The sequence below is a fragment of the Micromonospora chaiyaphumensis genome, from assembly GCF_900091435.1.
In the GTDB taxonomy this organism is placed as follows: Bacteria; Actinomycetota; Actinomycetes; order Mycobacteriales; family Micromonosporaceae; genus Micromonospora; species Micromonospora chaiyaphumensis.
Genome location: NZ_FMCS01000008.1, coordinates 21,841 through 41,379, shown reverse-complemented (window position 1 = coordinate 41,379; position 19,539 = coordinate 21,841). Strand labels below are relative to the sequence as shown.

The 19,539-nt window shown below is 74.2% G+C and carries 19 protein-coding genes, 2 tRNA genes, 1 other RNA gene and 1 pseudogene; 12 read left to right on the top strand and 11 right to left on the bottom strand.

What is annotated here, in order from left to right; all coding sequences use genetic code 11:
• Positions 1 to 55: 55 nt before the first annotated feature.
• On the bottom strand, positions 56 to 2,728 hold the full coding sequence (locus GA0070214_RS21250) for a DNA polymerase III subunit gamma and tau (RefSeq protein ID WP_091266805.1): 2,673 nt from the start codon (positions 2,726 to 2,728) through the stop codon (positions 56 to 58).
• A gap of 107 nt (positions 2,729 to 2,835) precedes the next feature.
• Positions 2,836 to 2,926: signal recognition particle sRNA small type (ffs, locus tag GA0070214_RS21245), an RNA gene on the bottom strand.
• Positions 2,927 to 3,008: 82 nt separating this feature from the next.
• Here ffs and GA0070214_RS21240 point away from each other — a divergent pair.
• Positions 3,009 to 3,093: transfer RNA gene (locus GA0070214_RS21240), tRNA-Ser, on the top strand.
• A gap of 63 nt (positions 3,094 to 3,156) precedes the next feature.
• Here GA0070214_RS21240 and GA0070214_RS21235 read toward each other — a convergent pair.
• On the bottom strand, positions 3,157 to 4,338 hold the full coding sequence (locus tag GA0070214_RS21235; RefSeq protein WP_091266803.1) for a low temperature requirement protein A: 1,182 nt from the start codon (positions 4,336 to 4,338) through the stop codon (positions 3,157 to 3,159).
• 171 nt (positions 4,339 to 4,509) lie between these two features.
• On the opposite strand from GA0070214_RS21235, the gene GA0070214_RS21230 reads away from it, so the two are divergent.
• Positions 4,510 to 5,253 carry an SDR family oxidoreductase gene (locus GA0070214_RS21230; protein ID WP_091266800.1) on the top strand — a complete coding sequence of 248 codons (744 nt, stop codon included), beginning with the start codon at positions 4,510 to 4,512 and terminating at the stop codon, positions 5,251 to 5,253.
• On the opposite strand, the gene GA0070214_RS21225 is transcribed toward GA0070214_RS21230, so the two are convergent.
• The gene (locus GA0070214_RS21225) at positions 5,243 to 6,487 is read right to left on the bottom strand and encodes an MFS transporter (RefSeq protein ID WP_091266797.1); all 1,245 of its coding nucleotides are present in this window, start codon (positions 6,485 to 6,487) and stop codon (positions 5,243 to 5,245) included. The two genes, GA0070214_RS21230 and GA0070214_RS21225, sit on opposite strands and share 11 nt — an antisense overlap.
• Positions 6,488 to 6,583: 96 nt before the next feature.
• Here GA0070214_RS21225 and GA0070214_RS21220 point away from each other — a divergent pair, with 96 nt between their 5' ends.
• From GA0070214_RS21220 to GA0070214_RS32940, 4 genes and pseudogenes are all read left to right on the top strand, one after another.
• Positions 6,584 to 7,105, top strand: a complete 522-nt coding sequence (locus GA0070214_RS21220) for an ArsR/SmtB family transcription factor (RefSeq protein WP_244167795.1) — start codon at positions 6,584 to 6,586, stop codon at positions 7,103 to 7,105.
• 53 nt (positions 7,106 to 7,158) lie between these two features.
• The gene (locus GA0070214_RS21215) at positions 7,159 to 7,773 is read left to right on the top strand and encodes a hypothetical protein (protein ID WP_091266790.1); all 615 of its coding nucleotides are present in this window, start codon (positions 7,159 to 7,161) and stop codon (positions 7,771 to 7,773) included.
• A 32-nt stretch (positions 7,774 to 7,805) separates the two neighbouring features.
• Positions 7,806 to 8,300 carry a hypothetical protein gene (locus GA0070214_RS21210; protein ID WP_377463215.1) on the top strand — a complete coding sequence of 165 codons (495 nt, stop codon included), beginning with the start codon at positions 7,806 to 7,808 and terminating at the stop codon, positions 8,298 to 8,300.
• A gap of 47 nt (positions 8,301 to 8,347) precedes the next feature.
• Positions 8,348 to 9,214, top strand: a pseudogene (locus GA0070214_RS32940) (NACHT domain-containing protein); the annotation flags it as partial.
• A 1,145-nt stretch (positions 9,215 to 10,359) separates the two neighbouring features.
• Here GA0070214_RS32940 and GA0070214_RS21200 read toward each other — a convergent pair.
• Positions 10,360 to 11,601 (bottom strand): DUF418 domain-containing protein, encoded by a 1,242-nt coding sequence (locus GA0070214_RS21200; RefSeq protein WP_091266780.1) that lies wholly within the window; start codon positions 11,599 to 11,601, stop codon positions 10,360 to 10,362.
• Between the two features lie 107 nt (positions 11,602 to 11,708).
• On the opposite strand from GA0070214_RS21200, the gene GA0070214_RS21195 reads away from it, so the two are divergent.
• The gene (locus tag GA0070214_RS21195) at positions 11,709 to 12,446 is read left to right on the top strand and encodes a TetR/AcrR family transcriptional regulator (protein ID WP_208602854.1); all 738 of its coding nucleotides are present in this window, start codon (positions 11,709 to 11,711) and stop codon (positions 12,444 to 12,446) included.
• Between the two features lie 64 nt (positions 12,447 to 12,510).
• Here the strand turns inward: GA0070214_RS21195 and GA0070214_RS21190 are convergent.
• Positions 12,511 to 12,597: transfer RNA gene (locus GA0070214_RS21190), tRNA-Ser, on the bottom strand.
• Positions 12,598 to 12,672: 75 nt separating this feature from the next.
• Between GA0070214_RS21190 and deoD the strand changes: the two genes are divergently transcribed.
• From deoD to GA0070214_RS21175, 3 genes are all read left to right on the top strand, one after another.
• Positions 12,673 to 13,380, top strand: coding sequence for a purine-nucleoside phosphorylase (gene deoD, locus GA0070214_RS21185; RefSeq protein WP_091266773.1), 708 nt, complete (start codon positions 12,673 to 12,675; stop codon positions 13,378 to 13,380).
• 107 nt (positions 13,381 to 13,487) lie between these two features.
• Positions 13,488 to 14,126, top strand: coding sequence for a TetR/AcrR family transcriptional regulator (locus GA0070214_RS21180; protein ID WP_091266770.1), 639 nt, complete (start codon positions 13,488 to 13,490; stop codon positions 14,124 to 14,126).
• Positions 14,123 to 14,566, top strand: coding sequence for an acyl-CoA thioesterase (locus tag GA0070214_RS21175; RefSeq protein WP_091266767.1), 444 nt, complete (start codon positions 14,123 to 14,125; stop codon positions 14,564 to 14,566). Before GA0070214_RS21180 ends, GA0070214_RS21175 begins: the two co-directional genes overlap by 4 nt.
• 10 nt (positions 14,567 to 14,576) lie before the next feature.
• Here GA0070214_RS21175 and GA0070214_RS21170 read toward each other — a convergent pair whose 3' ends face one another.
• The 4 genes from GA0070214_RS21170 to GA0070214_RS21160 form a co-directional block, all read right to left on the bottom strand.
• Entirely contained in the window at positions 14,577 to 15,026 is a 450-nt protein-coding gene (locus tag GA0070214_RS21170) for a nucleoside deaminase (protein ID WP_208602867.1), read from the bottom strand.
• 178 nt (positions 15,027 to 15,204) lie between these two features.
• Positions 15,205 to 15,732, bottom strand: a complete 528-nt coding sequence (locus GA0070214_RS21165) for a tRNA adenosine deaminase-associated protein (protein ID WP_091266759.1) — start codon at positions 15,730 to 15,732, stop codon at positions 15,205 to 15,207.
• Between the two features lie 119 nt (positions 15,733 to 15,851).
• Complete coding sequence (locus GA0070214_RS31930) at positions 15,852 to 16,025, bottom strand: hypothetical protein (protein ID WP_167364313.1); 174 nt, start codon at positions 16,023 to 16,025, stop codon at positions 15,852 to 15,854.
• A gap of 72 nt (positions 16,026 to 16,097) precedes the next feature.
• On the bottom strand, positions 16,098 to 16,472 hold the full coding sequence (locus GA0070214_RS21160) for a hypothetical protein (RefSeq protein ID WP_208602866.1): 375 nt from the start codon (positions 16,470 to 16,472) through the stop codon (positions 16,098 to 16,100).
• Positions 16,473 to 16,603: 131 nt separating this feature from the next.
• On the opposite strand from GA0070214_RS21160, the gene GA0070214_RS21155 reads away from it, so the two are divergent.
• Positions 16,604 to 17,362 (top strand): M23 family metallopeptidase, encoded by a 759-nt coding sequence (locus GA0070214_RS21155; protein WP_091266755.1) that lies wholly within the window; start codon positions 16,604 to 16,606, stop codon positions 17,360 to 17,362.
• A 70-nt stretch (positions 17,363 to 17,432) separates the two neighbouring features.
• Positions 17,433 to 18,503, top strand: a complete 1,071-nt coding sequence (locus GA0070214_RS21150) for a PHP domain-containing protein (protein WP_091266751.1) — start codon at positions 17,433 to 17,435, stop codon at positions 18,501 to 18,503.
• Positions 18,504 to 18,551: 48 nt separating this feature from the next.
• Here GA0070214_RS21150 and GA0070214_RS21145 read toward each other — a convergent pair whose 3' ends face one another.
• Positions 18,552 to 19,514: a DMT family transporter gene (locus tag GA0070214_RS21145; RefSeq protein ID WP_091266748.1), complete on the bottom strand. Its 963-nt coding sequence runs from the start codon at positions 19,512 to 19,514 to the stop codon at positions 18,552 to 18,554.
• Positions 19,515 to 19,539 lie beyond the last annotated feature (25 nt).

Sequence of the window (19,539 nt, the reverse complement as noted above, 5' to 3'; positions counted from 1 at the left end):
CGGCCGCGCCCAGCCTAGTCGGGCGGCGGCACTGCTCCTCGGCGGTCGACGCGCGCTACCGCGCGTCCACCTCGTTGATCTTCTCGGCCCCGAACGCCTCGCGGAGCAGCTGCACCGCCTGCTCCTCGCTGGACTGCCGGGCGGTCCGCTCGTCGATCACGTCGTCCAGCGGCTCGTCGCCCGGGTCGAAGCCCTCGTAGGCGGGTGCCGCCGGGGCCGGGGCCGCCGACCGGTTGCCGACCGGCCCGTCGTAGTCGGGGTCGTAGGGCGGCTCCCCGGCCCACTCGGCGTCGGCGGTCTTCCGGGCCGCCTGCGCCGCCCGGGGACCCTTGCCAGGACCGCCACCGGCGGCGGCCGCCGCCGCGGCCGCCCGGGCCGCCGCGATCGCGCTGTTCTTCGGCGCGGCACCGCCCGCCGGCGTTGGCGCCGGCGCGGTGGCCGGTGGTCCGGCCGGCCTGGGTACGGCGGGCGCCGAGACGGCGGCCGGCGCGGTGGCCGTGGCCACGGCTGCCGTCCCGCCCGGGCGGGCCGCGTCGGGCCAGTCGTCGGCGTCGGCGGCAGCCGTCGGGGCAGCGCCGTCACCGGTCGGCTGGCCGGTGCCGCCCGGTCGGGCCGGCTCCGGCCAGTCCTCCTCGTCGTCGTCCCCGCCGGCAGCCGTCCCGGGTGCGGACGGGCCGGACACCCGGCGGGAGGGATCACCGGACGGCTCCGACGCGCGGGCGGCTCCGCCGGACGGGCCGGCCGGGCGTGCCGGTGCGGCATCTGGACCGGCCACCGGGGCCGGATCGGAGGACGCCGCGCGGGACGAACCGGAGGGGCGGGCCGGGCCGCCGAGCGAGGCAGCGCCCCGCTCGCCGGCCACCTCGCACCGGATCTGCCAGCGGCCGCCCAGCTCCTCGTAGAGCGCGTCGGTGAGCACGGCGGCGTGGTCGGCCATCATCTTCGCCAGCACCGTCGACTTCACGGTCAGCACCAGCGTGTCGCCGTCCAGGTCGCGGACCACCGCGTCGCGCATCAGCGCCGCGATCCGCTTGTTGCTGCGGTTGACCTTGCCGACCACCTCGGCCCAGACCCGGCGCACCGCGACGGCGTCGAGCGCGCCGGCCGGGGCGGCACCGGGGCGCGGCGGCTCGGGGGTGGCCGGATCGGGCAGCACCGCCGAGGCCGGGACCGGCCGCCGGACGGGAGCGCCGGACGCCGGACCACCGGCCGTCGAGCCGCCAGTGGCCCGGTCAGGTGGGCCGCCGGGCGCCCGGTCGGTCGGACCCGGGGCCGGCCGGGCCGGGCCGGCGCTGTCGCCAGGACGGGCGCCCGGACCGGGCTGGGCGGGACCGCTCTCGGCCGGGCCGGCCGGGCGGGCAGCCGGGGCCGAGCGGGCACCGGCCGCCGCGGCGGCGGCGCGGGCGGCGGCCGCCCCGGTCGGGGCACCGGCAGCCGCCGGCGCGCCGGCGGTCTCCGGGTCGGGCGCGGCGGCAGCCGCGGTCGGGGCGGGAGGCGCCGGGCGTACCCCCGGGGCGGAGCCGACCGGCGCGGAGCCGGCGGCGGCCGGCGGCGGCTCGGCGCCACCCAGGGTGAGCCGGCGCTCCATCCGCTCCAGGCGCTGGAGCAGGCCACCGGACGAGTCGTCCACGCCGGGCAGCAGCATCCGGGCGCAGATCAGCTCGAGCAGCAGCCGGGGTGCGGTGGTGCCGCGCATCTCGACCAGGCCGTTGTGCACGATGTCGGCGCAGCGGGACAGGGTGGCCGGGCCGAGCCGCTGGGCCTGGGCGGCCATCCGCTCGATCTGGTCGTCGGGGCCGTCGATCAGGCCCTTGGCAGCGGCGTCGGGCACCTGCTGCATGACGATCAGGTCGCGGAGCCGCTCCAGCAGGTCGGAGGCGAACCGGCGCGGGTCGTGCCCGGCCTCCGCGACCCGGTCGACGGTGGCGTACGCGGCGGCGCCGTCACCGGCGGCCAGCGCGTCGCACATCTCGTCGATCAGCGCGGAGTCGGTGACACCGAGCAGCGCGGCGGCCCGGGCGTAGCTGACCCCCTCGGGGCCGGCCCCGGCGATGAGCTGGTCGAGCACGGAGAGGCTGTCGCGGGCGCTGCCGCCACCGGCGCGCACCACCAGCGGGAAGACCGCCGGCTCGACCTTGACGCCTTCGGCCTCGGTCAGCTGCTCCAGGTAGGGCCGGAGCACCTTCGGCGGGATGAGCCGGAACGGGTAGTGGTGGGTCCGCGACTTGATCGTGCCGAGGACCTTCTCCGGCTCGGTGGTGGCGAAGATGAACTTGACGTACTCCGGGGGCTCCTCGACCAGCTTGAGCAGGGCGTTGAAGCCGGCCGACGAGACCATGTGCGCCTCGTCGATGACATAGATCTTGAAGCGGCTGCGGGCCGGCGCGAAGAACGCCTTCTCGCGCAGCTCGCGGGCGTCGTCGACGCCGCCGTGGCTGGCCGCGTCGATCTCGATGACGTCGATCGAGCCGGCGCCGTCCGTGGCCAGCGAGCGGCACGACTCACACTGCCCGCACGGCTCCGGGGTCGGCCCCTGCTCACAGTTGAGCGAGCGGGCCAGGATGCGGGCGCTGGAGGTCTTGCCGCAGCCCCGGGGGCCGGAGAAGAGGTAGGCGTGGTTCAGCCGCCCGCTGCGCAGCGCCTGCGACAGCGGCTCGGTGACGTGCTCCTGGCCGATGACCTCGGCGAACGTACGGGGCCGGTACTTGCGGTAAAGGGCCAGTGCCACCCGTCCCGCCTCCTCTCGACCGAGCCATTCTGCGCCGGTCGGCCCCGGGTGACCACCCACCACCCCGTGACCTGACCCGCAGGGACGTTACCGGCACCCGGAGACAGAAAGGCCCCCCGTGCACCCGTCAGAGCCCGCTTATCCTTGCTGCCTTCCGGCCCTGGGGAGGTTCACGAGATGCACGCCGCACGGGGGGTGCCGCCCAGCCTACCCGACGCGGGGTGGATCTTCAGGGGGTGGTGGGGTGGCCCGGCGGTCGGGGACCTGTATCCTGGCTCGCGGAGGATTCGCCTAGAGGCCTAGGGCGCACGCTTGGAAAGCGTGTTGGGTTAACACCCTCACGAGTTCGAATCTCGTATCCTCCGCTCTCTTGAGCAGGACAGACGACAGGGCCGGCCCTCATGGGGACCGGCCCTGAGTCGTCTTGGCTAGCCGGGTGGTGACGGCCGCTCGGGTGGGCGCCCTCGGGCGCGGATCGCGTCGGACACGGCGATCCCGGCCAGGACGAGGACTGGCGCACTGGCGACCAGCAGTGGCGGCAGGAAGAAGGCCCCGGGTGAAATGGCGGCGAGCAGGAGTACCCCGATCAGCCGATTCGGGGATATGCGGCTGAATACGGCGTACTCGACGGCGGCGCGTCCAACGAGAAACAGTGCGGGTCCGCCGAGGATGACGGCGGACCAGGCCGGCCGGGGGTGGCCGGACGGGTGCTCGATGACGAGTTCGTTGCCGACGGCGATCGTGACGATGCTGGCGACCATGACCAGATGGACGTTCACCACCGTGATCAGGGCGCGGACCGGGTCGGGGGCGGCTGCGATGGCGTCGGCCAGCAGTTCCCCGGTGCGGTGGATGTAGATCCGCCACAGCAGCGCCGTGGTGGCGAACGCGAGAACGACCGCGGCTCTCCGGTCGGGCTCGAAGCCGCTGCGGCCGGCGGTCAGCCCGGTGACCAGGATGAGCTCGCCGAGCGCGAGGATGAAGAACTGCTGGAAGCGTTCGGCCACGTGCGCGCCGGAGACGGCGAACTCGGCCTTCCGCGTGAACGCGCGACCCAGCCCCGGTGTGGGTAGGCCGAGCGCAAGTGCCCCGTACTCGACGGCTACCGCCAGCGCCCACAGCGCTCCACGTGCCGTGTCCTGTGCGACGGCACCGGCGATCCATGGCACTGCGGATACGCCGAACCAGAAGAGCGGGCGCGCGAAGGCGCCCCGCGCCTCGTGGCCCCGCACCAGGAGCACGGCGCCGGCGTTCCGACCGATCTGGACTGCGACGTATGCGATGGCGAAGGTCATACCTCGGTCGCTGAACGCCGCGGGCGCCGTGATGGCCATCATCAGGGCGCCGAACATGGTCGCGATCACCAGCAGCTGTATCAGTGGCTGCTGTGGGTCCAGCCTGTCGGTCAGCCCTGCCGTGTTGGCCCAGACCGCCCACAGGGCCAGGAGCATCACCAGCGACTGGAAGACGCCGGTCCAGCTGAGATCTCGTAGTAGTGCCTGTGACAGCTGGGCAAGCGCCAGGACGAAGACCAGGTCGAAGAACAGCTCCAGGAACGTCGCCCGTGGTTTCCCGGGTGGTCGCAGGAACGCCGCTGCCCCGATCGCCATCAGCTCGCCCGTTTCCGCCGCTTCTGTTGTGCTTTCAGCAGTCGTATCACGCCCATGCGCTGGCTGAGTGCGGATGGCCGGTGTGGCCAACGGGTGAGCGGTCTGGTTGCGCGCGAACGCGGCGTCTGATCGCCGCCAGACTCCCTGCCCCCGCCCGAGCAGGCTGGTGGCATGAACGGAGTTCTGGACGGAAAAGTGGCATTGGTGACCGGCGGCAGCCGGGGTATCGGGGCGGCGGTGGCGCTGCGGCTGGCCCGGGAGGGTGCCGACGTGGCGCTCACCTACGAGCGGCGGGCCGACCGGGCCACCGAGCTGGTCGAGCAGATCAAGGCGGTCGGGCGGCGCGCCCTGGCGGTGGGGGCCGACAGCGCCGACCCGGCGGCGGCCCGCGCGGCGGTCGACCGGGTCGCCGGGGAGCTCGGCCGGCTCGACGTGCTGGTCAACAACGCCGGGGTGTTCCTGACCGGCCCGGTGACCGAGCTGGGCCCGGACGAGGTCGAGCGGACCATCGCGGTCAACGTGCGGGCGCCGTTCGTGTTCGCCCAGGCGGCGGTCCGGCACCTGACCGACGGCGGCCGGATCGTGAACATCGGCAGCAACGTGGCCGAGCGGGCGGTGTTCCCCGGTCTCGCCCTCTACTCGATGAGCAAGACCGCCCTGACCGGCCTGACCCGGGGCCTCGCCCGCGAGCTGGGCGGCCGAGGGATCACCGCGAACCTGGTCGTCCCCGGGCCGACCGACACCGACGCGAACCCGGCGGACGGGCCGAACGCGGACGCCATCCGCGCCTTCACGGCCCTGGGCCGCTACGCCGACCCCGCGGAGATCGCCGCCGTCGTGGCCTTCCTCGCCGGGCCGGACGGCGGGTACGTGACCGGCGCGACGATCAACGCGGACGGCGGCTTCACGAGCTGACCGGCGACGTGTCCGAGTGCGGGGCGGCGGTCGGCGGCGGGGCCGGCGCGGCGGGACGAGGCCCGCCGCGCAGGGCCCAGCCGGCGAGCAGCAGCGCGCCGGCCGCCCCGGCGAGCTGGATCATCCGGTGGTCGGCCAGGGCCAGCAGGCTCGCGCCGGCCAGCACGGCGAGCGTGCCGGGGCCGAAGGTCAGCGTGTTCACGGTCGCGGAGACCCGCCCCAGCAGCGCGTTCGGTGTCTCCCGCTGCACCGCCGTCCAGACGGTGATCAGCACCAACGGAGCGCCGACGCCGACCGCCACGGTGCCGGCGACCACCGGGGCCAGGCCGGGCGCGGCCCGCAGCGCCAGGCCGGCGGCCAGGAGCGCGACGGCCGCCGCCGTCACCCGCCGGTCGCCGAACCGGCGCAGCAGCGTCCCGGCGGCCAGTCCACCGATCAGCGAACCGACGCCCTGCATCGTGCCGAGCACCCCGTTGAACTCGGGTGGCCGGTGCAGGCCGTCGTCCACCACCGCGTACGCGAGGGCGCCGTTGAGCCCGATCAGCAGCATGGCGGCTCCGGTGCAGGCGACCAGGTGCCGCAGGGCGGCATGCCGGCGCAGGTGGCCCAGCCCTTCGGCGAGCTGGCGGGTCCAGGGTTCGCGCGGCGGTGGGGCCGTCTCGCGGACCCGGATCAGGGTGAGCAGCAGCGCGGCGAGGGCGAAGGTGGCGGCGTCCAGCAGCACCACGGGAGGCCCGCCGTACGCGGCGAAGAGGCCGGCGCCGGCCAGCGGGGCGACCAGCTTCATGCCCTCGTTGACGGTCGTCCGCAGCCCGTTGAAGTCACCGAGCAGCTCACCGGGGACCACGGCCGGCACCAGCGCCGCCTCGGCCGAGTCGATCAGCACGAAGCTGACCCCGTAGGCGACCGTCACCGCGAAGATCAGCCAGACCCGGGTGGCGGAGTCGACCAGCAGCAGCACCGGCAGCAGGGCGGCCATGGCCAGATGCAGCGCGATCAGCAGCGGCCGGCGGCGGAACCGGTCGGCCAGCACCCCGATCAGCGGGGCGATCAGTGTCGGCCCCCAGGTGCCCAGCGTGACCAGCCCGGCGAGGCTGCTCGACCCGGTGAGGTCCTTCACCCAGATCCCGGCCACCAGCAGCATGGCCGCCGTCCCGAAGCCGGACACCAGCACGGCGGCCAGGTAGCGGCCCGCGTCGCGGTTGCCCAGCACTCTGGTCGTACCCCAGCTCATGGCACCTCCCCCGTGCGGTGCGATTCTGTCCACATCCGACCCCCAAGTCAATGCTTGGGGGTGAGCGCTCCCGTCGGGTGCGGTTCAATGGCGGCCGTGAGCACCGCCGATCCGCGCCTGCGCGCGCTGGCCCATCCGGTACGACTGCGCATGCTCTCGCTGCTGTGGAGCGCGCCGCTCTCCGCCGCCGCGCTGGCCCGGGAGCTGGCCATCTCGCACGCCCTGGCCAGCCAGCACCTGCGCCGGCTGGACGCCGCCGGCCTGGTCGAACTGGCCGACGTGCGCGCCCGGCGCGGCGGCCGGGAACGCCGCTATCGCGCGGTACGCGGCCCCTGGCTCACCGAGCAGCAGGAGGGGCAGCCGCTGCTCGCCGAGTCGCTGGCCCGCAACCTGCTCGACCGGGTGGCCCACCGCACCCCCGGGACGCCCGGTGTCACCACGGACGCGGAGCTGTGGGTGTCCCCCGACGCCTGGGCGGCGGCGCGCGGCCGGTTGCACGCGATCATGACCGAGCTGCACGACGCCGCCCAGCCGCCGCACGCCCCCGGTACGGTCCGGGTGGGCGCCACCCTCATGGCCTTCGAGATGGCCGACCCGCCGCCGGCCGCCGAGGACTGACCGCCCGTCGTACACATGTTCCATCCACAGCCTGTGGACGCCGAGAGGAACGGATGAGTTACCAGCTCAGCGCGGTGGTCGCAGACGTCGAGCTGCTCCGCGAGCAGACCGCCGGGCTGGACCACGCGGTGCTCGCCGCGCTCCGCCAGGACTTCGCGCTGCTGCCGGTCACCCCGCAGCTGGTCGAGGAGCTGACCGGCGGGCTGCCGGACTTCACCACCGGCGAACCGTCGGCAGAGCAGCCCTTCCAGCTCGTCCTCTCGCCCGCGCTGTCGGAGCTGCTCGCCCGCTGGTCCCGGCCGGGGCCGGTGGCGTACCTGGAGGCGGAGTTCGCCGGCGGGCTGGGCCACCAGGCCGCGGCGGTCTGGCTGGGCGGCGAGCCGAGCTGGGGGCCCTGCTTCGACGACCGGCTCGACCGGCCGCGCGCCGAATGGCCGATCAACGCGGCGCTCGCCCGGCTGGGCGTCGAACCGGGGCCGTGGATCGACCCGTTCGCCGAACTGGGCCTGCACCTGGAGCGCGAGACGGCCGGCTGGCTGGCGCACGGCCGGCGCGGGCTCTCCGCCGACTACTGGGACGAGCTGGCCGACGAGTGGGAACTGCGGCAATCCGACCAGCACCAGCAACCTCCTCGCCCCGGTCCCGTTGGGGACTGGGGGATTGCATGAAACTGCGACAATTCGGATTCATCGCCGCGTTGATGGCGGCCGCCTCGATCGCCGGCAGCGGCGTCCGTCCACAGGGGCCGGACGTGCCGGCCCGGCCGGTCGGCGCCGCCGAGGTGGTCAGCCTCGACGGGCTGGGCAACGCCGCGTTCGGCGCCACCGAGGAGGACCTGACCCGGCGCGGCGTGCTGCGTACGGACGAGGACGCGTGCGGGCCGACGCTGGCCGGGCACGGCTCGGTCAGCCCGATCTTCGCCGACGACCGGCTCGTCCTGCTCTGGCTCGACGACCCCATGAGCACCCCGGAGGGGATCACGGTCGGCACGCCGGTCGACGCGGTGCACGACGCGTACCCGTCGGTGGTCGGGCTCGACGCTCCACAGGAGATGCACCGGTTCGACGGGCTGCTCGCCCGCAACGGCGACCGCGCGTACCTCTTCCTGCACGACGGCACCACGGTCCGGAAGATCATCGCCGGGTACGCGGACTGGGCGCGCCGCCTCTTCGACGAGGGCTACGGTCCCTGCTGACCCGGCGCGGGTTGTGCGGCCACCCGCGCGGACGGTAGAGACGACGCATGCGTCGGGTGGTCATGGTCGGCATGTCGGTGGTCGTGGTGGCCCTGCTCGGCGTGGCCACGAACGTCGCCACCGGGGCGCTGCCGGCGCGCTGGACCCCGTACCTCTGGTTGGCCTGGCCGCTGGTGCTGCTGCTCGTGGCGGTCCTGGTGCTCATCGAGGTGCAGCGCGGCCGGGAGCCGCGGCGGGCCGGGACCGCCGGCGCGGCGCGGGCCCGCCGGGTGCTGCTGGAACGGGTCCGCCGCTACTGGGTGACCAGCGTCCTCGACCGCTCCCTCCACGAGGAGGCGCGGATCGAGCTGGGCATCGCCGCGACCGCCGAGGACCGGCGGCACCCGTGGAGCCTGCAGGCCAGCCACCGGGACGGCTTCACCGGCTCGCTGGACGACCGGACCTCGATGGCGGCGCTGTTCGACCAGCTCGACGGGGCGGTGGTCATCGTCGGGGCACCCGGTGCCGGCAAGACGACCAGCCTCCTGGAACTCGCGCGGGACCTCCTCGACCGCGCCGACCACGACCCGGACGCCCCGATCCCGGCCGTTTTCAACCTCTCCTCCTGGGCGACCCTCCGCCGCCCCCTCGACCGCTGGCTCGTCGAGCAGCTCACCGAGCGGTACGGCATCCCGGCGGGGCAGGCGGCCGCGTGGGTGGCGGCCGGGGAGATCCTGCCGCTGCTGGACGGCCTCGACGAGGTCGGCGAGCAGCACCGTGACGAGTGCGCGGAGGCGATCGCCGCGTTCCACCAGCGGCAGCCACTCACCCCGATCGCCGTCTGCTGCCGCCAGGCGGAGTACGCCCGGCTCCGGTCGGCACTGCCTCTCTACGGCACGGTCGCCATCCAGCCGCTGGACCGGTCGCAGATCGGGCGGTACGTCGACCGGCCGGGGCTGGCCGGCCTGCGGGCCGCGCTCGACGCCGACCCCGAGCTGTGGCAGCTCGCCGACTCGCCCCTGATGCTCAGCATCATGGCCCTGGCGTACGCGGACCCGGACGACGCCGGATCCGACCCGGCCTCCACCGGCTCGGGCCGCGAACGCCTCTTCGCCCGGTACGTCGACACCATGCTGCGCCGCCGGCCACATCCCCGGTACCGCCCCGAACGGACCGCCGGCCACCTCGCCACCCTGGCCCGGGTGCTGCGCCGGCGCGACCAGACGGTCTTCGTGCTGGACATGATCGACGAGTCCTGGTCACCCCGGCGGCCGGCCGCGTGGCGGACCTCGGCGGCGCTCGCCCGGCTGCTCGCCTGCGCCGCGCTGGCCGCGCTGTTCGGCACGGCGGGACGGGCGCTGGGCTCGGTGACCGGGCTGGTCGTCGCCGGTGGCCTGCTGGGGCTGGCCGTGCTCATGCACACGGCCAACTACGACGACCTGTTCGAGCTGACGTCGACCATCCGCGACCGCGACGACCGGCACCCGGAGAGCTGGGTGGTGGCCTGGACCACCAGCGTCGCCGAGCTGGAACGGCTCATCCAGGTGTCGGCGCTCGCCGCCGGCGCGGCCGTCGGCGTGCTCACCGGCTGGCTCGCCCCCGGCGGGCCGAGTTGGACGGCCGGCCTCGGTTACGGCGGCGGGTTCTTCCTCGCCACGGTGGTCGCCCTGATCGCCCTCGACAGCGCGCAGATCCGGCTGCACTTCCGGCCGCTGCCGCCCCGGACGGGCCGCCGCGAGCTGCCGAGCCCGCTGCTGCGGCAGCGGTTGACCGTCATGGCGGCCGATCTCGTCCTGCTCGGCGTGATGGTCGGCGTGCTCGGCTTCGTGCCGGTCGCGTTGGCCCGGGGGACGGCCGAGGCGCTCCGCTTCGCGGTGCTGCTCGGTGGGGGCACGGCGCTCGTGCTGTTCACCGTTGTCGCATTCACTCCGATGGTCGAGCAGGCCCTGGCCCGGCGGCGACTCGCCCGGGAGGCCGTGGTGCCGTACCCGCTGCTGCCGTTCCTCGACCACGCGGTGCAGTGCCTCTTCCTGCGCCAGGTCGGTGACGGCTACATCTTCGTGCACCGGGAACTGCTGGATCACTTCGCCGAGCGCGCCGAGCCCGGCTCGACCTGCAGCGGCCTGACCTCCTCTCGGCGCGGCTGGTCGGCGGGCGGGTTCCGGAAGGCCGGGCGGCGTGCGTTGGTGAGCCAGCGCAACGCCCACTCGGCCGGCCCGTAGCGGTACCGGCGCAGCCACCACGCGCTCGCCACCAACTGGACCGCGAACACCGCCAGGACGAAGGCGAAGAGGGCGAGCGGGGAGAACGTGCCCGCGAGCCCGAACCCGATGCCGGTGAAGGCGATCAGCCCGGCCACCGACTGGCCCAGGTAGTTGGTGAGGGACATCCGGCCGGCCGGCGCCAGGGCCGACCGGACGACCGCCGTACGGGGATGGTGCATGATGCGCAGCAGCGTCGCCACGTACGCGGCGGCCAGCAGGGGTGCGGTCGCGACGCTCGCCGCGACGCCCAGGCTGTTGCCGTTGCCACCGCTGACCGCGTAGACGATCGACCCGAGCAGCCCGAGCGGGAACCCGATCCACTGGATCCGGCGCAGCACGGGCTCGCGTCCGGTGATCCGGGCCAGCCACTCCCGGCGGCCGGCGACCATGCCGAGCAGGAACAGTCCCAGTGCGGTCGGGCCCTGGAGGGTCACCGCCTGGAGGACCAGCAGCGGCAGACCGGCCAGGTGCTCACCGATGTTGGCCTCCCAGCCACCGAGCAGCGCCCGCGTCGCCGCCTCGCCGTTGGCCAGCGCCTCCGCCTCGCTCGGCAGGAACGCCGAGCGGTCCACGAACAGCGCGCCGGCGACCAGGCTGAGCAGCACGAGGGCGTAGAGCGCCACCGCGATCCGGATCGCCGTGCGGTCGGTCACCCGGCGCAGCAGGAGCAGCGCGAGGCACGCCACCGCGTACGTGGTGAGGACGTCGCCGCCGTAGAGGAGGACGGTGTGCAGGGCGCCCAGGAGGAACAGGCCGCCGATCCGGCGGAGCATGCGCGGCGCGAAGGCCGCGCCGGCTCTGCTGGCCGCCGCCATCTGGAGCGTGAAGCTGTATCCGAAGAGGAACGAGAAAAGCACGTAGAACTTCATGTCGACGAACACCGAGGAGAGCGTGCGGACGGCGTCGTCGAGGCCCGAAACGAAGTCGGGGTCGGTCACCAGGTTCCCCGGATAGCCGGAGGCCATGAAGGTCACGTTGACGGCGAATATCCCGAAGAGGGCGAACCCACGGACGGCGTCCACGTCGAAGACGCGCGTGGCTGGACCGGATGTGCTCATGACCGAACCCCCGTAATCTGCGTATGCGATACAGCGTACGTGGTACAGAATCCCTGGGTTCTAGAGTGAGCACAAGACCCGCGGGTGGGAAACGAGGAGAGTCGAACGTGTCGGAACGGCGTCTTCCCCCCGTCGTGGCCCGGATGTGGGGCCGGGAGACCAGTCCCCGGCACGGCCCCCGGCCGAGTCTCGACCTGGCCCGGATCGTCGACGCCGCCATCCGGATCGCCGACCGCGACGGCCTGGACGGCGTGAGGATGAGCAGCGTCGCCCGCGAGGTCGGGATGGCGACGATGTCCCTCTACCGCTATGTCGGCAGCAAGGACGAACTGCTGATCGCGATGGCCGACGCCGCCGCGCCCGAGCCTCCGGCGCTCGACGGGCGGGCCTGGCGCGACTACCTCACCGACTGGACCCGGGCCAACCGGGACTTCCTGCTCGGCCGACCGTGGCTGCTCGCGCTCGGCCAGCACACCCCGCCCGCCGGGCCTCGGGCGCTCCGCTGGCTCGACCGTGCGCTCGCCGCGCTCGCCGGCACCGGCCTCGGCCACGGCGAGCGGATCAACATCGCGACCACCCTCACCGGCTACGCCACCCGGCAGGCGTCCCTGGCGCACGCCTTGAACGTCGCCGCCGCCGGCGAGCCGATCGCCGGGCTGACCGAGTACGCCGACATCCTCGGCGAGGTCCTCGACCCGGACGGCTACCCCGCACTGACCGAGGCCGTGCACGCGAACGCCTTCGGAGTCGCCGAGGAGTGGATCGACGACGCCGACTTCACCTTCGGGCTCGACCTGCTCCTCGACGGCATCCAGGCGCTCATCGACCGCAGGCGTGAGCACTGAGGGCATACAGCGGAACGCCCGGCCGATCCTCACGGATCGACCGGGCGTTCGCGCATCTCACGAGCGGTGGCGGCGGGATTTGAACCCGCGGAGGGCGTAAACCCTCACACGCTTTCGAGGCGTGCTCCTTAGGCCACTCGGACACACCACCGCCGAGTAGGGTACAGGACCCCGGGTCTGGACGCCGAACCGGTATCCCCGGGCCCGGCCTGGCAGGATCCTTGCCATGAGTACGCACATCGGCGCTGAGCCGGGAGAGATCGCCGAGCGGGTCCTGATGCCGGGTGACCCGCTGCGGGCCAAGTGGATCGCGGAGACCTACCTCGAGGACGCCCGCTGCTACACGACGGTTCGCGGCATGCTGGGCTTCACCGGCCGGTGGAACGGCGTCGAGGTCTCCGTCCAGGGCTCCGGCATGGGCATGCCGTCCGCCTCCATCTACGCCCACGAGCTGATCAACGAGTACGGCGTGAAGACGCTGATCCGGGTCGGTTCGTGCGGCGCCCTGACCGAGGACCTCCAGCTGCGCGACGTGGTGGCGGCGATCGGCTCGTCCACCGACTCGAACATGAACCGGATGCGGTTCGACGGCTTGATCGACTACGCCCCGGTGGCCGACTTCGGTCTGCTGCGTACCTCGGTCGAGGTGGCGGAGCGGCGCGGCATCACCATGCGGGTCGGGCCGATCCTGGCGGCGGACGCCTTCTACACCGACCGGCCGGACCTCTACGACACCCTCGCCGACTACGGCGTGCTCGCGGTGGAGATGGAGTCGGCGGCGCTCTACACGATCGCGGCCCGGTTCAAGGCCCGTGCGTTGACCGTCCTGACCGTCAGCGACCACATCAAGACCGGCGAGAAGACCACGTCGCAGGAGCGCGAGCAGACCTTCGGCCAGATGGTCGAGATCGCCCTCGACACGATCATCGCCTGACCCGACCCGGAGTCCGCCCCGCCACCGCCCGGTGGCGGGGCGGTCGCGTTACCGGGGTCACACAAATAAACACGACCGGTCGGTCTTTTACTCGTTACGCTGCTCGCATGACCACCGACGGCCGCGTCGCCCGCGGCGACCGCACCCGCACCGCGGTGCTGGACACCGCCGTGGCGCTCGCCACCGAGGTCGGCCTGGACGGGCTCTCCCTCGCCCAGCTCGCCGACCGGCTCGGAGTCAGCAAGTCCGGGCTCTTCGCGCACTGGCGCTCCAAGGAGGCACTGCAACTCGCCACCGTCGACCGCGCCGTGGCGCAGTGGGAGGAGCGCATCGTGGCACCGGCCCTGCGCGCTCCCCGGGGCGTCCGGCGGCTGCACGCGCTGCACGAAGCCCGGATCGAGTTCTACGCCGCCCGGGTCCTCCCCGGCGGCTGCTTCTTCGCCAACACCGAGTTCGAGTACAACGCCCGCCCCGGCCCGGTCCGCGACCGCCTCGCCGACGCGTTCGGCCGGTGGACCATGTTCCTCGAACGCCTCGTCCGGGAGGCCGTCGACCTCGGCGAGCTCCCCGCCGACCTCGACGTGCCGCTGCTGGCCTACGAGATCGACGCGCTGGGGATCAGCGCGGTCATGCGGTCCCGGATGCTCGACCCGGACGCCACCTACCGGCACGCCCGCCAGGGCCTGCTGAACCGGCTGCGGGCGCTCTGCCCGGATCCGGCCCTGCTAGCGGAAGGCCAGCCATGAGCCAGGAGTTCGGGCACGTCGAGCGCGTCCCGGTGCACTTCGACGACCTCGACGCCATGGGCATCCTGCACAACGCCCGCTACGCGGTGCTGCTGGAGCGCGCCCTGACGCCCTACTGGGCCGAGCGCGGCGTCGCCTTCCGCGGCGACGTGCACGCCGCCCCCGACGTGTTCCACGCCGTCCGCGAGTTCACCATCACCTACCGCGCCCCGGTCACCGGCGTCGGCCCGGTGGCGGTGCACTTCTGGCTGGAGCAGTTCGGCACCAGCAGCGCCCGCTACGCGTTCGAGTTCCGCTCGGTGGACGGCCGCGTCCTGCACGCCGACGGCACCCGGTCGATCGTCCGGCTGGACCCCGCGACCCTGCGCCCGACCGCGTGGACCGAGGCGGCCCGCGCGGTCGCCGAGACCCTGCTCCGCCCGGCGCCGGCCCCGGTCTGAGCGGGCCCGGTCAGCGGAAGAAGGCGCGCAGCAGGGCGGCGCTCTCCGCCTCCCGCACCCCGCCGTACACCTCGGGGCGGTGGGTGAGGCGGCGGTCGCGCAGCACGTCCCAGAGCGAGCCGACGGCGCCCGTCTTGGGCTCCCACGCACCGAAGACCACCGTCGAGATCCGGGCCAGCGCGATGGCGCCCGCGCACATCGTGCACGGCTCCAGGGACACCACCAGGGTGCAGCCCTCCAGCCGCCAGCGGCCCAGCCGCTCGGCGGCCCGGCGCAGCGCCAGCACCTCGGCGTGCGCGGTCGGGTCGCCGGTGAGCTCCCGCTCGTTGCGGCCGATCGCCAGCTCGGTGCCGTCCGGGCCGTAGACCACCGCGCCGACCGGGACGTCCTCGACCGCGTCCGCGCCGTCGCCGGGGACCCCGTCCGGTCCGGTCACCGCGACCTCCAGGGCCCGGCGCATCCACAGCTCGTGCCGCTGCCGCCGGCCCACGCCGTCCGGCTCGGCCAGACCCTCGTGCGCGCCCGGACCGACCCGCGCCGGCCGCCCCGGGGTGGGCTGCCCCGGCCGTACGGTCTCCAGCGCCGGATCGGTGGCGTCGGCCGGCTCCGCCCCGCCGGTCCACACCGGGCCGGGCGGCTCAGACCTCACGCAACTCCTCGACCTCGTCGGCGCAGCCCAGCACCTGGCAGACCTCGGCGGTGACGTCGGCCGGCATCATCCCCTCGTGGCCGCAGAGCGCGAGCAGCTTCGGCGCCGGGATGCCCAGGTCGGCGAGGATGTCCGCGTCGCCCACCGGGTCGGCCTCCGGATCCACGGCCGGCTGCTCGGTCTCCTCGTCGCCGGTGGCGGCCGGCCGCGGCTCGTCGGCGTCCTCCAACCCGGTCACCGAGGTCTTCAGGTCCCCGACCAGCAGCGCGCCGAGCCGGGACTCCTCGGCGTACGCCGAGTCGGAGCCGAAGACCCGCAGGTCCTCGCCCTCGTCCAGCCGCAGGATCACCAGGTACGTGTCGTCGGCCTCGACGAACAGCAGGGAGAGGTCGGCGTCCGGCTCGACGTCGCGCATGCGGTCGGCCACCTCCTCGATGTCGGTGACCCCCCGCAAACTCACCTCTTCGGCGGTCCAGGCGCCCTCGACGCGCGCCACGGCAGCAGCGAAGTACGACACGGTCCCCCCAAATTGGCCTCGGCAGCACGCCGACTCGTCACGCGATGCACGTTAACCGGTCGGGTCGGCAGGCGACCGGTCAACGCCCCGAAGGGCCGGCCGATCCTGGAGAAAGTCGGTCAGCCGGCGATGCGCCGGCGGGTCGCGATGAGTTCGCGCAGGCGCTCCGAGCGCGCCCGCTGCTGCGGCCGTTCACGCTGCCGCACGGTGCGGGCACCGGCCAACTCGGCGAGGAGTTGCAGGCGACGGCGGCTCCGCTCGGGGTCGAGCCGCGGCGGGGTGATCCAGGCCATACCGCGAGCGTGGACCGTCACCGCGCGTACGTCAAGACGGTCTTCGCTACGCAGCGAAACCGGCACGCACCGTCACCAGAGCGGCCAGTCGCCGGTCTGCGCCCAGCGCACCGCGACGATCGCCGCAGCGATGCTCCAGCCACCCGCCGTGACGATGGCGACCCCGGTGGCCACCCCCCGGTCGCCGTGGCGGACCAGCACCGCGGCGGCCAGCCAGGCCAGCCCGCCGGCGAGCAGGGTCCACCAGGCGTAGCCGCGCACGTCCCGCCCGAGCAGGCCGAACAGCAGCAACCAGGCGAACGCGGTCACCGCGCCGATCGCGACGCCGGGCCCGGTCACCGGGTACGGCTCGCGGTAGCTGGGCCGCATCGGCGCCCCGGACGGGAAGAGCCCCGACGGCGTACGGGGCAGCGGGCGCACCGGCCCCGCACCGGGCTCCCCGGCCATGCCGTGCCACCCGTTCGTCACCGCTGCCCCCTTCACGGACCGTAGACGTACCGAGATCACGCAGAGCGACGGGCCGGCGCGGGTCCGTCGCAGCGTTCGTCCCTACGGTAGTGGTCTGCCAGGATGACCGGATGCGCTCGCCATCGATCGGACGCCGCGCGCGTCCGGCGTACCCGGTCCTGCTGCTCGTGGCGGCGCTGGCCGCCGGGTGCGCCCCGGACGCCGGCTCCACCGGGGAGCCGGGCAGCTCGTGGCAGAGCCCGGGCACGCCGTCCTCCGGGGCGCAGCCCGCCCGGCCGGCCGGACCCGTCGCATCGGCCCCGCCCGCGCCGTCCCCGTCGCCGAGCCGCACCGAGTCGCGGCACGTCTTCCCGGTGCGCGCCGGCAACGTCGACTACCACCCCACCCACTCCGCCTACCCCGGGACGGACATCTTCGCCGACTGCGGCGAGCCGGTCGTGGCGGTCACCGACGGCGTGATCCTGGAGGTCAGCCGGGTGGACCGGTTCAGCCGGCGAGAGCCGCTCGGGCCGAACAACGGCGGGCTGTCGGTGTCCCTGCTCGGCGACGACGGGGTCCGCTACTACGGGTCGCACCTGAGCGCGATCGCCACGGGCGTCGACGCCGGCGTCCGCGTCCGGGCCGGTCAGCAGCTCGGGAAGGTGGGCCACACCGGGAACGCCAACAACGTCTGCCACCTGCACTTCGGGCTCTCCCCGAAGTGCACCGGCCACGACGACTGGTGGATCCGGCGGGGCGTCGTCTGGCCGGCGAAGTATCTCGACTCGTGGCGCAAGCGGGGCAACCGCGCGCCGGCCGCCGAGGTGGCCGCGTGGCAGCGCCGCCACGGCTGCCCGAAGGCGCCGAGCGGCTCCGCCGCGGCCGGCTGAGCGGCGTCCACTCCCGACACCCGGGGCCGGACCCGCGCGGCGGGCGGCGCGGGCGCGTAGGTTGCAGGGCATGACTGCCCGGGACCCCATCGCCGACCTGCGGCGGATCGCGTTCCTGCTGGAACGGGCGAACGAGGCCACCTACCGGGTCCGGGCGTTCCGGTCGGCGGCCAACGCCCTCGGCGCCCTGCCGGCCGGCGAGGTGGCCGAGCGGGCCCGCACCGGCAAGCTCGCTGAGCTGTCCGGGGTCGGCGACGTCACGGCCCGGTGCGTGGTCGAGTCGCTGGCCGGCGAGGAGCCGGTCTATCTGCGCCGCCTGGTCGCCACCGAGGGCACCGACCTGGACGAGTCCGCGGCGAAACTGCGGGACGCGCTGCGCGGCGACTGCCACACCCACTCGGACTGGTCCGACGGCGGCTCGCCGATCGAGGAGATGGCCCTGGCGGCCGTCGAGCTGGGACACGAGTACGTGGTGCTCACCGACCACTCGCCCCGGCTGAAGGTGGCCCGGGGGCTCACCGCGGACCGGCTGCGCAAGCAGCTCGACCACGTGGCAGCGGTGAACGAGGCGCTGCCCAAGGGCTTCCGGATCCTCACCGGCATCGAGGTGGACATCCTGGCCGACGGCTCGCTGGACCAGGACGAGAAGCTGCTGGCCCGGCTCGACGTGGTGGTCGGCTCGGTGCACAGCGGCCTCAACGACGACCGGGCGAAGATGACCCGCCGGATGCTGGCCGCCGTCGCCAACCCGCACCTCGACATCCTGGGTCACTGCACCGGGCGGATGGTCTCCTCCCGCCCCGCGGGAGTGACCGGCCCCGGCGACCGGGGACACCGGGCGCGTACCCGCAAGGAGAGCGACTTCGACGCCGAGGCGGTCTTCGCGGCCTGCGCGGAGCACGACGTGGCCGTCGAGATCAACTCCCGGCCGGAGCGGCAGGACCCGCCGAAGCGGCTCATCCGCCGCGCGCTGGAGGCCGGCTGCCGGTTCGCCATCAACACCGACGCGCACGCCCCCGGCCAGCTCGACTGGCAGCGCTTCGGCTGCGAGCGGGCCGCGCTCTGCGGCGTGCCGGCCAGCAAGGTGGTCAACACCTGGAAGGCCGACCGGCTCGTGAAGTGGACGGCCGGGCGCGGCTGACCGGCGAGCCCGGCAGGGCTTGACCCCGCCGTCTCGCCGGCCTGACGGTCAGCGGCCGGCCGGCACCGCCGCCGGAGCGGCGGCCGGGGCGGGGGCCTCCACGGGCCGGCGCCGGCCGAGCATCCCCTGTGCGACGGCCACGCCCACCAGCACGATCAGTGCGCCAACCGGCTGGTGCCAGTTCATCCGCTCGCCGAGCACCACCGCGCCGACCAGCACCGCGAACACCGGGATCAGGTACGTGACGGTGGACGCCGTGCTCGCACCCGCGAGCCGGATGTTGCGCAGGTTGATCACGAAGGCCAGCCCGGTGCCGAGCGCGCCGAGCGCCAGCACGGACGCCACCACCTTCGCGGACAGCCCGGTGGGCACCGGCGGCGCACCCGCCACCAGCGGCGCGACCACCGCGAGCTGCGCGGTCGCCACCAGCAGCTGCGCCGCCGAGAGCGACAGGCCGGAGTACGCGCTGCCGGCGATGAACTTCTTCTGGTAGGGGATCGCCACCCCGTAGCAGGCCGCCGCACCGAGGCACATGAGCTGGCCGGTGAAGTGCGAGCCGCCCACGCCCTCCCAGACGCCGAGCACCACGAGCACGCCGGCGAAGCCCAGCCCCAGCCCGACCGCGCGCCGCACGGTCAGCCGCTCGGTGCGGAACACCAGCACCGCCAGCGGCAGCACGATCAGCGGCGTGGTGGCGTTCCAGATGCCGGCGAGCATCGACTCGACCCGCTGCTCGCCGAAGCCGAACAGGGTGAACGGCAGCGCCACGCCGAAGGCGGCGACCACCACCAGGTGCGCCCAGACCCGGGGCTCGCGGGGCAGCCGGTCGCGCAGCACGGCCAGCACCACCAGCAGCGTGGCCGCACCGGTGGCCACGCGGTAGAGGGTGAGGTGCAGCGGGTGCAGCTCGGCCACGCCCACCTTGATGAAGAGGAAGCTGGAACCCCAGATCACGCCGAGTGCGAGGAACCCGGGCAGCCAACTGCGCACCGGTGCCCGGTCAGGAGTCATATCCGCTGTCACTCCTGACACTCTG